The following is a 14,907-nucleotide window of genomic DNA, read 5'->3' on the forward strand; positions in this document are numbered from 1 at the left end:
CAATGGAAACGTCAATAGAAAAAGTAACGCAGGCTTTTCGAAAAACTCTCATTGAGAATGAGAATTTAAAGCAACTCTTAGCATCATCCTATGAGCCGATAGCGGTGGTGGGCATGGCATGCCGGCTACCCGGCGGGGTGGACTCCGCCCAAGCGTTATGGGAATTGGTCAGAACCGGCACCGACGCCGTCGGAGGCTTTCCCACCGACCGCGGCTGGGACCTCGCCGCACTGTATGACCCCGACCCCGACGCGGTCGGCAAAACCTACACCCGCTCGGGAGCATTCCTGGCCGAAGCGGCCGGCTTCGACGCCGAATTCTTCGGAATCTCCGCCCGCGAAGCCACCGCCATGGACCCCCAACAACGACTCCTACTCGAAGTGTGCTGGGAAGCACTGGAAACCGCCGGCATCGACCCCACCACCCTGGAAGGCACCAACACCGGAGTATTCGCCGGAGCCTGGGGCCAGCCCTACGGTGCCGGCGGTACGGGCGGTGCCGGCGCACCTGAAGGCGCCGAAGGCTACGGACTAACCGGCGCCGCCACCAGCGTGGCCTCCGGCCGAATCGCCTACGTCCTAGGCCTGCAAGGCCCCGCCATCACCATCGACACCGCCTGCTCCTCCTCCCTGGTCGCCACCCACCTAGCCTGTCAATCCCTACGCAACGGCGAATCCGGCCTAGCCCTAGCCGGCGGAGTCACCGTCATGGCCACCCCGGCACCATTCATCGAATTCGCCCGCCAACGCGGACTGGCCACCGACGGACGCTGCAAAGCCTTCGCCGCCGCCGCCGACGGCACCGGCTGGGGCGAAGGCGCCGCAATCCTGGTCCTGGAACGACTCAGCGACGCCCACCAACACCACCACCCAGTCCTAGCCGTCATCGCCGGATCCGCGGTCAACCAAGACGGCGCCTCCAACGGACTCACCGCCCCCAACGGACCCGCCCAACAACGCGTCATCACCCAAGCCGCCGCCAACGCCGGCATCCCCCTCGACCACGTCGACGTCGTCGAAGCCCACGGCACCGGCACCACCCTGGGCGACCCCATCGAGGCCGGCGCACTACTAGCCACCTACGGCGCCAGCCGCGACCGCCAACACCCCCTATGGCTGGGATCGGTCAAATCCAACATCGGCCACACCCAAGCCGCCGCCGGAACCGCCGGCCTGATCAAAATGATCACCGCCCTCAACCACGCCGAACTCCCCCCCACCCTGCACATCGACCAACCCAGCCCCCACATCGACTGGTCAACCGGCGCGGTACAACTACTCACCCAAACCCAACCCTGGCCCACCACCAACCACCCCCGCACCGCCGCCGTCTCCTCCTTCGGGATCAGCGGCACCAACGCCCACCTCATCCTCCAACAACCCCCCACCCCACCACCCACACCCACACCCACACCCACACCCACCGACCCACCCACCGCGCTGCGAATCTGGCCACTGTCCGCACGCACCCCCACCGCACTTCACGCCCAAGCCGCCCGCCTACACCACCACCTACTCGACCACCCCAACCTCGACCTCACCGACCTCGCCCACAGCCTGGCCACCACCCGCACCCACCACCCCCACCGCGCAGCCCTGACCATCCCCACCACCACCACCACCAACCCCCGCGAAGACCTCCTAGCCGCACTACACGCCCTAGCCACCAACCACCCCCACCCCCACCTCACCCGCCACCACCTACCCCGCCACCCCAACAAAACCGTCTTCGTCTTCCCCGGCCAAGGCGCCCAATACCCCACCATGGCCACCGGCCTCTACACCCACCACCACACCTTCACCAACACCCTCAACGAATGCGACCACGCCCTGCACCCCTGGACCGGCTGGTCAGTACGCGACGTCCTCACCCAACACCCCAGCGCCCCACCACTACACCGCGTCGACGTCATCCAACCCGTCCTATTCGCCATCATGATCTCGCTCGCCGAACTACTCCGCACCCACGGCATCATCCCCGACGCCGTAATCGGCCACTCCCAAGGAGAAATCGCCGCCGCCTACATCGCCGGCGCACTCCCCCTAGACCAAGCCGCCAAAATCGTCGCCCTACGCAGCCAAGCCCTCACCGCCCTATCCGGCCACGGCGCCATGGCCTCCGTACGCCTATCCCCCCACGAACTACACCCCCACCTACAACCCTGGAACACCACCCTCACCATCGCCGCAACCAACGGCCCCACCCACACCATCATCAGCGGCGACCCCACCGCCCTCGAACAATTCACCACCACCTGCCAACACCACGGCATCCACATCCGACCCATCGCAGTCGACTACGCCTCACACTCACCCCACGTCGAACACCTCCACCAACACCTCCTCCACCAACTCGGCGAACTCACCCCCCAACCCGCCCAAATCCCCCTCTACACCACCGTGCAAAGCGCACAAACCAACCACCCCCTCGACACCACCACCATGAACGCCGACTACTGGTACCGCAACCTGCGCGAACCCGTCGAATTCCACAACACCATCACCACCCTGCTCACCCAAGGCCCACACACCTTCATCGAACTATCCCCCCACCCCGTCCTAGCCCCCGCACTCACCGACACCATCACCACCACCACCGACCAAACCCAATCCACCGTCATCACCACCCTGCACCGCGACCACCCCGACCTCGACACCCTCACCACCACCCTGGCCCACCTCCACACCCACGGCCACAGCCCAACCTGGACCACCCTCTACCCCACCGCCAACACCACCCAACTACCCACCTACCCCTTCCAACACCACCCCTACTGGCTAACCCCACCCACCGCCGTGGATGTCAGCGCCGCCGGGCTTGACAAGCCCGACCACCCCCTACTAGGCGCCGTAACCGACCTCGCCGACCAAGACCAGATCGTGTTAACCGGACGGCTATCGACAACCACACACAACTGGCTAGCCGGCCACAAGGTGGGCGACAGCGTGGTGTTCCCGCCGACCGGGTTTATCGATGTCGTCCTGCAGGCCGGTGAGTACGTGAAATGCCCCGTCATCGACGAGCTGGTTTTGCAGGCTCCTCTGGTCCTTCCTTCGGGCGCTGCCGCCGATCTGCAGATCAGCGTGCATCCTTTCGACGAGCAGGGGCGGCGGGCTTTTCGCGTGCATGCGCGCACCGGTGATCGTCCGCACAGCCGCGCAACCTGGACCGCGCATGCCAGCGGCACACTGAGCAACCCACCCGCCACGGTGACTGCTCTGACTTCACCTTCAGCTCGCGCAGAGGTCGTCACCGCTATTGAACGAGACGGTTTCTATGAGCAGCTCACCCAGCACGGCTTGCACTACGACGGCGCGTTTTGCTCGTTGCTGGGTATGAGTAGCGACCCGGCCAACCCCGACATTATTCATGCCGAGGTGGCCTTGCCCGCCGACATCGACATCACCGGCTATGGAATCCACCCCGCCCTACTGGATGCCGCTATGCATCCCCTGGCCGCGGCCTTCTACCACACCGACAACGGCACCGACCCGGCAACACCGCGGCTTCCGTTCGCATTCGCCGGGGTCACCTTGCACGCCATCGAGGCCACCCGACTCCACGTCCAACTCACATCCACCGGGGCCGACACCTTCAAACTGCACGCCACCGACCCCACCGGCGCCCCAGTCATCACCATCAACACACTGACCCTGCGGGCCCAACCCAACACCGACAGTCTCCAACCCGCAGCGGGGGTTTCCCGGCAGGACTTGTTCGAGTTGGCCTGGCCGACGCTATCGGCGGATGTGTTTCCCGCCGCGCAGGTTTTACCGGCGTGGGCGCTGATCAGTGAGCAGCCCCAGCTTTCTCCCGCTGGTCTGGGTGAAGGGCTTGTCTACTCCGATGTGGCCGCGGTGGATTCCTGGCCGGCGTTGGTGGTTTGGGATTTGGCATCGCCACAGCCCAGCGGTGATCACCCCGATCCGTTACCACGGGTGCATGTCTTGACCCGTTGTGTTTTGGCTGGGTTGCAAAGCTGGTTGACCGACGCCGACCCGGTTACGGCTCACTTGGTGATCCTGACCCGCCATGGTGTCAGCATCAGCCCCGATGACCAGGCCCCCGACCTAGCCCACGCCGCCGTGCGGGCCTTGATCCACACCGCACAAAACGAGCACCCCGGCCGGATCAGTGCGATCGATATCGACACCACGACCACGACCGAACACACCCTGATCAAGGTCTTAGCCGCCCTGGCCAACCCGGCACGGCGGTTAGACACAGAGCCTCAACTAGCCCTACGCGACGGTGTGGTCCACGCCCCCCGACTCACCCCGGCCCAGCTACCCGCCGGGCCGCACACCGAGTCCGCCCCCGTCGCACTCGATCCTGAAGGCACGGTGTTGATCACCGGCGGTACCGGGATGTTGGGTGGGGTTTTTGCCGAGCATCTGATAACCCATTACGGCGTTCGACACCTGGTGTTGCTGTCGCGTAGCGGTTCCAACGCTTCAGGTGCTGACGACCTCTATCAGCGATTAACCCAGCTTGATGCCCAGGTCAGCATCGCTGCCTGCGACGCTAGCGATCCTGCGCAACTGGCAGCGGTGTTGGCCGCCATACCTACCCAACACCGACTCACCGCTGTAGTCCACACCGCAGGGGTCCTAGATGATGCCGTGATCAGTGAACTCACCACTGAGCAACTTGATGCGGTGTTAACCGCGAAAGCCGACGCGGCCTGGCAGCTACACCGACTGACCGCCGATGCTGACCTGGATGCGTTTGTGGTGTTCTCCTCGGCCGCGGGAGTGTTAGGGGCCCCCGGACAAGCCAACTACGCGGCCGCTAACGCCTTCCTGGACGCGCTGGCTCACCAACGCCACCGCAACGGCTTACCGGCCACCAGTTTGGCGTGGGGCTACTGGCAAACCGCTAGCGCAATGACCGCTCATCTCGATGCGGTGGACCAGGCCCGGTTCACCCGCAACAACCTGACCCCAATCACCACCGAACACGGTCTGGCCTTATTTGATGCCGCGCTGACATGCCAACAACCCAACCTGGTGCCAGCCCCGCTCAACACCCGCGCACTGGCTCGTCAAGCACGACACGGCGCCGTGCCGACCATCTTGACGGGCCTAACCACAACCCGCCGGCAAGCCAGCACCACCACCACCACCGACACGCTGACCACCCAACTGGCCGGCCAGACCCCACAACAACAACTAGCCACCCTGACCAGCCTGGTCACCACAACCACGGCCACCGTCTTAGCCCACCCCGACCCGACCGCCCTCGATCCCGACACACCGTTCAAAGACCTCGGTATGGACTCGCTGAGCGCTCTTGAACTCCGCAACACCTTGACCCGCCACACCGGCCTACCCCTACCGGCAACCCTGGCCTTCGACCACCCCACCCCCACCACCATCGCGCAGCACCTGGCCAGCCTGCTCACCGCCACTGGCGATGCCACCGCACCAGTATTAGGTCCGCGCGTGCGCCCGCAGCGCTTGCCGTTGTCGTTTGCCCAACGCCGGTTGTGGTTTATCGAACAGACCGTTGGCTCAACACCGATCTACAACATTCCGTTAGCGCTGCGGTTGACCGGGGATCTCGATGTGGAGGCACTTCGTGCAGCCATCGGCGATGTGATCGAACGCCATGAGAGCTTGCGCACCCAGTTCATCTGTGACCAGGGAACCCCGTATCAGCAAGTATTGACGGCCGATGAATACGAACCGGTTTTCGCAGTCATCGACGTCAGTGATGAAGAACAGCTCGCCAATCAGATAAGCAACGCCGCAGGCGATCCGTTCGATTTGGCAACCGAGATCCCGATCCGCGCCGAGCTGTTGAAGCTTTCACCTGTTGAACATGTGTTGGTAGTGGTGATCCACCACATCGCCGCAGACGGCGCCTCGATGACAGCTTTCTTTTCTGATCTCGTGCGCGCCTATACCGCCCGCAATGAAGGCTATAAGCCCCAGTGGTCACCGCTAGCACTGCAATACGGCGACTACACGCTTTGGCAGCAAGAATTCTTAGGCAGCCATGATGACTCGGCCAGTGTGCTATCACGTCAGCTGGCCTATTGGCATTCCGAGCTAACGGGGGCGCCCGAGGAAACGATGTTACCGTTTGACCGGCCCCGTCCCACCCAACAGTCCTTTGCTGGTGACGTGGTCCATTTCGTCGTCGACACCCACCTACAAGACCAGGTCAAGCAGTTAGCGCAGCGCTGCGAGGCGACAGCATCGATGGTGTATCAGGCCGCGGTAGCGGTGCTGTTGCACAAACTGGGCGCCGGCGATGACTTGACGATCGGCGGGCTTAGCAGCGGGCGTACCGACGCCGCCCTTTCCGAGCTGGTCGGGTTTTTCGTCAATACCTGGGTATTGCGCGTTCAGACGACTGAAAATCCCAGTTTCACCGAAATACTCGCCCAAGTGCGGCAAAAAGCACTTGCCGCCTACAACCATCAAGACGTTCCCTTCGAACACGTCGTGCAACGGCTCAACCCCACCCGCTCGACGGCGCATCACCCACTCTTTCAAGTGACTTTCGCGTTGCAAAATACCCCGTTACCAACAATGAAGTTCCCGGGGCTATGGACGCAACCGATACCCACACGACCGCACGGTGCCAAATTCGATCTCCAAATTGAAATTGTCGCCCCACAACAGCCACCCGGCCGGCCCCCGCAACCCCTACCAGCCAGCATCGAATACTCCACCGATGTGTTCGACCATGACACCGTCACCACTATCGTCGACTACTACCTACACATCCTCACCGAGCTGACTGCCGATCCGGAACGACGGCTATCGTCGATCGGTCTGCTTGATGAAGCCGCCCACGCTCTCATAGATGAGTGGGGTAATCGTGCAGTGCTCACCCACGCCTCTAGCAAAACGAGGGCATCGATACCGGCGCTCTTTGCTGCCCAGGTGAGGGGCACGCCCGACGCAGTCGCGCTGACCTTTGAGGGCAACTCGTGCAGTTACCGCGAACTCGATGAGGTTTCTAACCGTCTTGCTCACCTGTTGGCCGACCAGGGGATCGGTCCCGGTGATGTGGTGGGGCTGCTGTTCGAGCGCTGCGCTGAGGCCATCGTCGCGATCTTGGCGGTGCTCAAAACCGGAGCCGCCTACCTACCCATCGATCCCAGCCACCCCCAAGCCCGCGTCGATTTCATGATCGACGACGCCACCCCAGCAGCAGTAATCACCAGGGCCGAGTTAGCCAGCCGCCTTGACAGAACTGACCTGGCAATCATCGATGTCGATAACCCGACCATCAAAACTTCCTATCCTTCCCACCCGCTGCCAGTACCGACTGCCGACAACATCGCCCATATCATCTACACCTCCGGCACCACCGGAACCCCCAAAGGCGTCGCTATCACCCACCACAACATCACCCAACTCATCGCAGCACCAACCTCGTTCGCACCGGCAGCGGGGCAAACGGTAACCCAATGCCATTCCTATGCCTTTGACCTTTCCGCATTCGAGATTTGGGGCGCACTCCTTCATGGCGCGCGGCTGGTGGTGATACCCGAATCAATCACCCGCTCCCCCACGGACTTTCACGCCTTACTCGTCTCCGAAAAGGCCGGCATGTTGGTTCAAACTCCTTCCGCGGCAACGGTGTTGTCGCCCGAGGGCTTGGAATCGACGGCACTCGTCGTCGGCGGCGAGGCCTGCCCCACCGAGGTCGTGGACCGGTGGGCCGGCGGGCGGGTAATGGTCAATCAGTACGGCCCGACCGAGACCACCATGTACGTGTCGATGAGTGCGCCATTGACACCGGGTTCGGGGACAGCGCCCATCGGCCGCCCGGTGGCGGGGGCGGCATTGTTTGTGCTGGATCGGTGGTTGCGGCCGGTGCCCGCCGGCGTGGTCGGTGAGTTGTACGTGGCCGGCACCGGGGTGGGTAGCGGGTACTGGCACCGATCGGTATTGACCGCATCCCGGTTCGTGGCCTGCCCATTCGGCGGGGCCGGCACCCGGATGTATCGCACCGGCGACCTCGTGCGATGGGGCGCCGACGGCCAGCTGCAGTACCTCGGCCGCGCCGACGACCAAGTCAAGATCCGCGGACACCGGATCGAACCCGCCGAAATCGCCACCACCTTGACCGAACTCGACGGGGTCGAACAAGCGGTGGTGATCGCACGCCAGGACCGCCCCGGCGACAAACGCCTGGTGGCCTACGTCACCGGAACCGCCAATCCGGGCGACATACGCGCCACGCTGACCAAAAAACTACCGCCCTACATGGTGCCCGCCGCCGTCGTAGCGCTAGAGACGCTGCCCCTGACCATCAACGGCAAACTCGACACCCACGCCCTACCGGCCCCCCACTACGGCGACACCGACGCATACCGCCGCCCCACCACCACCATCGAAGCCATCCTGGCCACCATCTACGCCCAGGTACTCGGCCTCGACCGGGTCGGAATCGACGACTCCTTCTTCGACCTGGGCGGAGATTCGCTGTCGGCGATGCGGGTGATCGCCGCCATCAACACCACCCTGGATGCCCACCTCAGCGTGCGCACTCTGTTCGACGCACCCAGCATCACCGCCCTAGCACCGTGCATCGGTGGAGGTTCACGCCGGCTGACACCGCTGACGGCCCGTGCACGTCCCGCTGTGGTCCCGCTGTCGTTTGCCCAGTACCGGCTGTGGCTCGTCGACCAGCTGGAAGGCCCCTCACCGGTCTACAACATGGCCTGGGCGCTGCGATTGCGCGGGCAGCTCGACGTCGATGCGCTGGGCCGCGCACTAGCCGACCTGATAGAGCGTCACGAAACCCTGCGCACGGTGTTCCCCTCGACCGAGGGGATCCCCCAGCAAGTGGTCATACCCGCCGACCAGGCCGACCTGGCCTGGGACGTCATCGACGCAACCGGATGGCCGGCCGGTCGGCTGCGGCACGCCATCGACACCGCCGGGCGCCACAGGTTCGATTTGACAACCGAGATCCCGCTAAGGGCACGGCTTTTCATACTCGGCGACGATGAACACGTGCTGGTGTTGACCGTGCACCATATCGCCGCCGACGGCTGGTCTTTGACCCCGCTGACAGCCGACCTGGACACCGCCTACATCCACCGAAGCGCCGGTCGCGGCCCAAACTGGGCCGACCTCGCGGTGGGCTACCTCGACTTCACCCTGTGGCAGCGCGCCAACCTCGGCGAGCTAACCGACACCGACAGCGCCATCGCCACCCAACTGCGGTACTGGGAGAACACCCTGGCCGGCATGCCAGACCGCCTTGAGCTGCCCACCGACCGACCCTACCCACAGGTTGCCGATCACCGCGGCGCCTGGGTCGCCATCAACTGGCCCGCCACGCTGCAACACCAGATAGCCCGGGTGGCCCGCGAGCACCACGCCACCAGCTTCATGGTGATCCACGCCGGCCTGACCACCCTGCTGGCTCAGCTCAGCGCCAACACCGATATAGCCATCGGAATCCCCACCGCCGGCCGCACCCACCCCGCACTCGATCACCTCGTCGGCATGTTCGTCAACACCCTGGTGCTACGCGTCGACCTGTCCGGCGATCCGACCTTCACCCAACTACTCGCCCAGGTCCGCACCCGCAGCCTGGAGGCCTTCGACCACCAAGACGTGCCCTTCGAAGTCCTCGTCGATCGGCTCAACCCGACCCGGTCGATGTCCCACAACCCCCTCATCCAGGTGCTGCTGGGCTGGCAAAACCTCCCCGAACACGACCCCATCACCGCGCTGACCCTCGGCGAGCTAGACGTCACCCGCCTGCCCGTCGACACCCAGACCGCCCGCATGGACCTAGCGTTTTCCCTGTCCGAACGCTTCACGCACACCGGCGGGCCCGCGGGCATCACCGGCTCCCTCGAATACCGCACCGATGTCTTTGACGCCGCCACCATCGAGGCGCTGCTGGGCCGGTTGCAACGGCTGCTACAGGTGATGACCAGCCAACCCGACCGGCCACTGTCAACGGTGGACCTGCTCGACGAAACCGAACGAGCCGGCCTGTACCGGTGGGGCAACCGCGCCGCGCTGACCCAACCACCTGGCGACGCGGTGTCGGTTCCGCGGTTGTTTGGCGCCCAGGTCACCCGCACCCCCAATGCGACAGCCCTAGTGTGCGGAGACACCTCGCTGACCTACCACCAACTCGACGAGGCTTCCAACCGCCTTGCTCACCTGTTGGCCGACCAGGGGATCGGTCCCGGTGATGTGGTGGGGCTGCTGTTGGAGCGCTGCGCTGAGGCCATCGTCGCGATCTTGGCGGTGCTCAAAACCGGAGCCGCCTACCTACCCATCGATCCCAGCCACCCCCAAGCCCGCGTCGATTTCATGATCGACGACGCCACCCCAGCAGCAGTAATCACCAGGGCCGAGTTAGCCAGCCGCCTTGACAGAACTGACCTGGCAATCATCGATGTCGATAACCCGACCATCAAAACTTCCTATCCTTCCCACCCGCTGCCAGTACCGACTGCCGACAACATCGCCTACATCATCTACACCTCCGGCACCACCGGAACCCCCAAAGGCGTCGCTATCACCCACCACAACATCACCCAATTGATGGAGCCGTTGCATGCACCCCTGCCGACGGCAGGAGTATGGGCACAGTGCCACTCGTATGGCTTCGACGTCTCGGTCCAGGAGATCTGGGGCGCCCTGTTGGATGGGGGCCGGCTGGTGGTGGTACCCGAAGCCGTGACCCGCTCACCCGCAGAGTTTCACGCCCTGCTGGTTTCCGAGCAGGTCAGTGTGCTAAGTCACACTCCCTCCGCCGTTGCGACTTTGTCGCCGCAGGGTCTGGACTCGGTGGCGTTGGTGATCGGTGCTGAGCCCTGTCCGGTTGAGCTGGTGGATCGGTGGGCGCCCGGGCGGGTGATGATCAATGCCTACGGCCCGACCGAGACCACGGTGGATGTGTCGTTGAGCGCGCCGTTGAGAGCGGGCGCGGGGACACCGCCCATCGGTGCGCCGGTGGCGGGGGCGGCGTTATTCGTGCTGGATGGGTGGTTGCGGCCGGTGCCCACGGGGGTAACCGGGGAGCTGTATGTGGCCGGCGCAGGAGTCGGCACCGGGTACTGGCGGCGGTCCGCATTGACCGCATCCCGGTTCGTGGCCTGCCCATTCGGGACGGCGGGTACCCGGATGTATCGCACCGGCGACCTCGTGCGATGGGGTGCTGATGGCCAGCTGACATTGGTGGGCCGCGCCGACGACCAAGTCAAGATCCGCGGACACCGGATCGAACCCGCCGAAATCGCCACCACCTTGACCGAACTCGACGGGGTCGAGCAAGCGGTGGTGATCGCACGCCAGGACCGCCCCGGCGACAAACGCCTGGTGGCCTACGTCACCGGAACCGCCAATCCGCGTGACATACGCGCCACGCTGACCAAAAAACTACCGCCCTACATGGTGCCCGCCGCCGTCGTAGCGCTAGAGACGCTGCCCCTGACCATCAACGACAAACTCGACACCCGCGCCCTACCGGCCCCCCACTACGGCGACACCGAGTCGTACCGCCCCCCGACCACCACCATCGAAGCCATCCTGGCCACCATCTACGCCCAGGTACTCGGCCTCGACCGGGTCGGAATCGACGACTCCTTCTTCGACCTGGGCGGCGACAGCATCCTGGCGATCCAAGTCGCCGCCCGGGCACACGCGGCCGGGGTCAGCTGCCGACCACGCGATGTCTTCACCTTCCACAGCGTCGCCGGGGTGGCCCAGGTCGCCCAGTACGCCAACCAGGACGACGCCGGGGCGGATGACGGTGTCGGCGAAGTGGCCGCGACACCGATCATCCGCTGGCTGCACAGCAGCGACGGTCCCATCGAACACTTCAACCAGACATTCGTGATACAAGCCCCGCGCGACGTCACCGACGCCGACGTCGTCATCATGCTGCAGGCCCTGCTGGACCGCCATCCCATGCTGCGGCTACGCGTCGACCCGGACGCCGCCGGCGGCTGGTCACTATCCGTCCCCGCACCCGGTTCAGTGCACGCGCGCGATTGCCTCCAGCTGCACGACGAGCTGACAGAAGAAGCGCTGACCGCGGCCTGGTCGCGGCTAGAACCAACCGCCGGAGCGATGCTCAGCGCGATCTGGATTTCCTCGACAGCCCAGTTGGTACTAGCCATCCACCATCTTGCCGTCGATGCAGGGTCGTGGCGCATCATCCAAAACGACCTCAACACCGCTTGGAACCAACACCACCGCGGGCAACACGTGGTGCTGCACACCGCGGGCACATCCTTCCGCCAATGGGCCTCGGTGCTGGCCGAGCACGCGCACAGCGAGGCCGTGACCAATCAACTGCCGGCGTGGCAACAAATCTCTGCAACCCCGCCACCGCTACCCGCGCCCCACACCGCAACCAGCCCCAGGCATCGATCGGTCCGACTAGACACCGACACCACACGCATGCTGCTCGGAGCGGTCCCGGCCGCGTTTCACACCGGGCTGCACGAGATTCTGTTGATCGCCTACGCGCTGGCATGGGCGGAATTTCTGGGCCACCCCGACACGCCGATCACCATCGACGTCGAAGGTGACGGACGCTACGAAGAAATAGCACCCGACATCGACCTATCCCACACGATCGGTTGGTTCACCACCAAATACCCCGTGGCGTTGACGGTGGGGGAGCTGCGTTGGACGCAGATCGCGGCCGGCGACGCGGTTGTGGACTTGATGATCAAGGACGCAAAAGAACAGCTCCGCACCATCCCCGACGGCCTCACCTACGGTTTACTGCGCTACCTCAACCCCAACACCGAGCTCACCGGGACCGATCCGCTCATTGCTTTCAGCTACCTAGGCCGCCTTGGTGTCTCAGCGGAGCAAGCGTCGGCCGATGGCGGGCTGTGGCAAATCACCAATTCCGACCTCCCGTTGACCGCGGCGGCGCGCAACGAGCCAAGGCAGCCGCTGACGCACATCGTGGAACTCAACGCGGTCACCGTCAACAGCGACAGCGGCCCCCAGCTGCAGGCCAACTGGACCTGGGCGTCGTCGGTGTTCGATGACCGCCAGATCACCCGCCTAGGCGAGCTGTGGTTCGAGGCTCTCACCGGGATCTGCACACATATCCGCAACGGCGGAGGCAATCTCACCCCGTCCGATCTGGCCCCCTCACCCGTCACCCAACAGCAAACCGAACACCTCGAACGGCCGAGCTTTGCCTCCGTGCACGGCGTTTCACATGGGGAAGACTCCCCCGAGGTGCACGCCCGCGAACTCACGCTGGACAAGTTCATCGACGCCGCGACGCTGGCCGCCGCCCCCCAGCTGCCCCGGTCTAGCGCCGAGGTGAAAACGGTACTGCTGACCGGCGCCACCGGATTTGTGGGGCGATACCTGGCGCTGGAATGGCTGAAGCGGATGGACCTGGTCGACGGCACCGTGATCTGTTTGGTGCGAGCCGAATCTGACCAACTCGCGCGGCGCCGGCTCGACAGCACGTTCGACAGCGATCCAAAGCTATCGCAGCACTACCGGGAATTTGCCGCCGACCATCTGGAAGTGATCGCCGGCGACAAGTCAGAACCGGACTTGGGTCTCGACCGGCAAACATGGCAGCGGCTGGCCGACACCGTCGACCTGATCGTCGACCCCGCGGCCCGGGTCCACCACCTACTGCCCTACAGCCAGCTATTCGGCCCCAACACGCTGGGCACCGCCGAGCTGATCCGTCTCGCGCTAACCACCAACCTGAAGCCCTACACGTACGTGTCGACCGCCAGTGTCGGCGATCAGATCGATGCGTCGGTGTTTACCGAGGACACCGACATTCGGGCCATCAGCGCAACCCGCAAGATCAACCAGAACTACGGCAACGGCTACGCGAGCAGCAAGTGGGCCGGCGAGGTGCTGCTGCGGGAGGCCAACGACCTGTGCGGCCTGCCAATCGCGGTGTTCCGCTGCGGCATGATCCTGACCGACACCAGCTACGCAGGCCAACTCAACGTGCCGGACAACTTTACCCGCCTGATGCTGACCCTGATCACCACCGGCGTCGCGCCCGGCTCGTTCTACCAGCTCGACGAGAACGGTAACCGGCAACGCGCCCACTACGACGCCCTGCCTGTCGAATTCGTCGCCGAAGCGATCAGCACACTGGGTGCGCAGGTCGCCGACGGGTTCCAGACCTATCACGTGATGAACCCGCACGACGACGGCATCGGACTCGACGAGTACGTCGACTGGCTAATTGACTCCGGCCAGCCGATCCGGCGGATTGACGACTACGGCGACTGGCAGCAGCAGCTGGAGACCAGCCTGCTCAGCCTGCCGGAGCCACAGCGCCAGCGCTCGCTGCTCCCGCTATTGCTGCTTTTGCACGACCACCCGGAGCCCCCAGAGCCGACCCGCGGATCAACCGCGCCGACCGACCGGTTCCGCGCCGCGGTGCAAGCGGCGAAAATCGGCCGCACCAACGACATCCCGCAGATCACGGCGCCGATCATCGTCAAATACGCCACCGACCTGAAGCTGCTCGGACTGCTCTGAGTGGGTAGTCACCTCGGCGCGACGGGCGTCGATACGGGTCCGCGGGTGACCGGACGACAGCCCGGTTCCACCGATGGGGGGATAGAAACTCCCTCCGGATGGCGGAATGCGCGCTGGGGGCCGCGCGGCGAAACTGGCCTTACCCGCATACGGGTAGTTAGGAGGTCAGGAAACCCTTGAGCGTCAACCCTTTCGACGACGACGACGGCAGCTTCTTCGTCTTGGTCAACGATGAGGAGCAACACAGCCTGTGGCCAACCTTCGCCGAGGTTCCGGCGGGATGGCAGGTCGCTTACGGTGAGGCAACGCGAGCCGCGTGCCTGGACTACGTCGAGCGGAACTGGACCGATATCCGGCCGAGAACGCTGCGCGAGAAGCTGGCGCAGGTCCGCCCCCGCTGATGGCTAGGCCCGCCGGG

Annotated in this window: 2 protein-coding genes; both read left to right on the forward strand. The window is 64.6% G+C overall.

From position 1 onward, the window contains the following. The first annotated feature begins 2 nt into the window (after nucleotides 1-2). Nucleotides 3-14,489, forward strand: coding sequence for an amino acid adenylation domain-containing protein (locus AADZ55_RS13095; protein WP_423202310.1), 14,487 nt, complete (start codon nucleotides 3-5; stop codon nucleotides 14,487-14,489). A gap of 176 nt (nucleotides 14,490-14,665) precedes the next feature. Next, a complete protein-coding gene (locus AADZ55_RS13100) occupies nucleotides 14,666-14,890 on the forward strand; it encodes an MbtH family protein (RefSeq protein WP_085327614.1) in 225 nt (74 codons plus the stop codon). The last annotated feature ends 17 nt before the right edge of the window (nucleotides 14,891-14,907 follow it).

Origin of the sequence: Mycobacterium decipiens (assembly GCF_963853665.1) — a bacterium.
Lineage (GTDB): Bacteria > Actinomycetota > Actinomycetes > Mycobacteriales > Mycobacteriaceae > Mycobacterium > Mycobacterium decipiens.

What these genes read in the sequence shown, in the direction of transcription:
- AADZ55_RS13095 (WP_423202310.1), top strand. Translation starts at nt 3, where the DNA reads ATGGAAACGTCAATAGAAAAAGTAACGCAGGCTTTTCGAAAAACTCTC.